The organism is Ferroplasma sp. Type II (assembly GCF_000496155.1).
In genome coordinates this window covers 1-2,576 of the sequence record NZ_KI542822.1, presented here as the reverse complement: position 1 = coordinate 2,576, position 2,576 = coordinate 1, and the positions used below count along the sequence as shown (strand labels likewise).

The window sequence follows — 2,576 nt, the reverse complement described above, 5'->3', positions numbered from 1 at the left end:
TCCGATTTTTCCTATAATGTTCTCATTTATCGGTATAGGTTATTCCACTATCGTGATCGCTATGGCGTCTCTCTTCGGAATAATAATAACGTTCACGGTATTCCGGGAAATTTTCGGATACCATGGAGACTTAATGGTGGACGGTATTGAATCAGAATCCTGATAACTTTAAATCTATTATAGCAATTATATATAGGGAAAAGCCCGAGGGCAACTGACGCCGAAAGGTGAGGAAAGTCCTCCCTCCACAGCTGGCTGCAACCGGTGAAAGCCGGTATGCCGAGAGGCATGGTTAAGAGACAAGAAATAAACGGTTCCCTGTAAAGTGTGATTCGTAAAAATGACGTTTCAGGGAGTACCGATGAGAACTCTCCCTGCAGGGAGCAAGTCTAAATTGAATCGTTGAATACAGCTGCCAGATTCAGGTAAGACGCATAGTCGAATGTTGCCAACCGAAAGGCTAACAGAAGGAGGCTTACTCCGGGCATTTCCCCTTTTTGTGCTGTGTTGAATAAATATTTAAACCGCTTGTAGTTCGAAGCAGTATTTCCCCTATGCTTCCAGTTCCTTCTTCTCGTGATCTGTTATTTCAACATCCCAGTGGTGCACTTCCGCCCTGTTATTGTTCAGGAATTCAACAATAGCTTCACTTGCATCTGTTCTGGTAATAATAACACCATTGGCATACTTCACATATTTATAATTGTCAAGGAATCCTGGTATCCGTTTATGGTACCTGCCATAGTGTGAGGAGTTATTATAACCATAAAGTTTCCTGTAAAATTTAGAGTAAGAAGCGGGGCTGACTCCATTCTTTGACCGGGGTATCGTGAAAACAATCAGTGTGCCCTTCATATGGGGATTAATCCAAATTCCGATATAAATATATGGCAGTATGCACATACAGTTATAATGCCGAGATGGGGAAAGACTTACAGGGACAAAAGAAACTGGAAGGAATACAATGAGGAACTCGTAATAAGGGGGAAATTCTTCTTTGATTTTGATTTCGTGGATCAGTGGGGCTCTGAACTTGAGAAAATGAATCTTGGCAAAAGGGGATCACCATTCCTCTTCCCGGAATCGTTCATGCAGTTCATGATGATATGGCACCAGTATCTGGATTACCGTGGCCTCGAGGGAATGGCAAGATCACTTGTTAATCTTGGGATAATACCAGAATATGGTGATTATACCACCATATGGCACCGCATACATAATATGGTTCCTGACATTGACATTTCAGGCATTCAGTATGCAGAACTTGGTACCGATGGCACTGGAATGAAGACAAACAATGCAGGTTTTTACAGGATAATGAAATATGGAGATCCAGATGCAAGGCAGAGAAAGCATCTTGTTGTCATTATAACAGCAGATGTGAAGACAAAGAAGATTATAGGGATAGAATCACACATAGAAGGTACTGGACCATCTGAACCAGAAACTGCATCCACTCACATAAAGGAAGCAGTGAAGAAGGGAATAAATGTGAAAACATTCTACGGTGATGGTGCATTTGATGTGAACAATCTCTTCAACCTTATACATTCCATCGGTGCCATACCGGTGATTAAGATCAGGAAGAATGCCTCCACTGACAGGCAAAGGGGATCAAAACACAGAAGAAAGGAGGTAAGAGAATACCAGGAGAAAGGTTACAAACAGTGGGCAGAAGAGAAGCATTACGGAATGAGGTGGCCTGGGACTGAAGGAATATTCTCCGCAGTAAAGAGGAAGTTTGGAGAGAACTGTGTAAGCAGATCTACAGAAGGATTGAAAGCAGAGGGATCCCAGAGATTATGGATATACGACTATATAAACCAGAGGGCAAAGATGGAGGTAAAGTGCATGAATTAGGGGCTGAAAAGAAGAATAAAATCAGAGGAAGAGTGAAGAGAGCGGAAATCATGATCTTTGTTCAACAGAGCACACCAACTCACAAATTTTAAATAACCACAGATTATATATTTTATATGAGTTTTGACCTGATACTTGATGATGGAAATGTATTTTTATGTGGGGGCGTGAAAAGGACATCCATAGGAATAGAGAACGGAAAAATAGTTGCCATAGGGAATATTAGTGAATTCAATGGAAACACAAAGAGAATTAATTTATCGGGAAAACTTGTAATACCCGGGGGAGTTGATCCACATACTCATATAGAAGGCTATTCCAGTGCAGGTACAATCAAGAACGGAACGGAATCAGCAGCTATTGGGGGAACTACAACAGTGCTGGACTTTTCGCAGGCAAACAAAAATGAGGATACAGTTGTCGCTGCAGCATCCAAGATAAAGAGATTTTCTGAAAGCAGTTCCCTGGACTTTACCATAAAACCCATGATGGTAACAGAAGACTTCGCGTCCAGTGAGAGGCTAGAATCTATATTTTCTAAACTGTCTAATATGGGAATAATGGCAGTGAAGATTTTCACCACATACAAAAATCTCGGAAGGTATGCCAATAATTATCAAATTCTCCAGGGAATGAACATTGCAAAAAAATACGGGATAATAGTACAGATTCACGCAGAAAACAATGATTTCCGGAAGGTAATCTGGAATCGCTCC

3 protein-coding genes and 1 other RNA gene are annotated in these 2,576 nt (G+C 41.1%); 3 read left to right on the top strand and 1 reads right to left on the bottom strand.

What is annotated here, in order from left to right:
- Positions 1 to 198 precede the first annotated feature (198 nt).
- Positions 199 to 490: RNase P RNA component (gene rnpB / locus AMDU4_RS13135), an RNA gene on the top strand.
- Positions 491 to 552: 62 nt separating this feature from the next.
- Here rnpB and AMDU4_RS13130 read toward each other — a convergent pair.
- Positions 553 to 855 (bottom strand): hypothetical protein, encoded by a 303-nt coding sequence (locus AMDU4_RS13130; RefSeq protein WP_021788420.1) that lies wholly within the window; start codon positions 853 to 855, stop codon positions 553 to 555.
- Positions 856 to 912: 57 nt separating this feature from the next.
- Here AMDU4_RS13130 and AMDU4_RS13125 point away from each other — a divergent pair, with 57 nt between their 5' ends.
- Both AMDU4_RS13125 and AMDU4_RS13120 read left to right on the top strand, forming a co-directional pair.
- Positions 913 to 1,860 (top strand): IS5 family transposase, encoded by a 948-nt coding sequence (locus AMDU4_RS13125; protein WP_290705475.1) that lies wholly within the window; start codon positions 913 to 915, stop codon positions 1,858 to 1,860.
- 116 nt (positions 1,861 to 1,976) lie between these two features.
- On the top strand, positions 1,977 to 2,576 hold a 600-nt coding region (locus AMDU4_RS13120), incomplete at its 3' end, for an amidohydrolase family protein (protein ID WP_021788417.1).

Bases quoted from the DNA above. Each gene is read 5' to 3' on its own strand.
- AMDU4_RS13130 (WP_021788420.1), bottom strand. From the start codon at position 855: ATGAAGGGCACACTGATTGTTTTCACGATACCCCGGTCAAAGAATGGA.
- AMDU4_RS13125 (WP_290705475.1), top strand. From the start codon at position 913: ATGCCGAGATGGGGAAAGACTTACAGGGACAAAAGAAACTGGAAGGAA.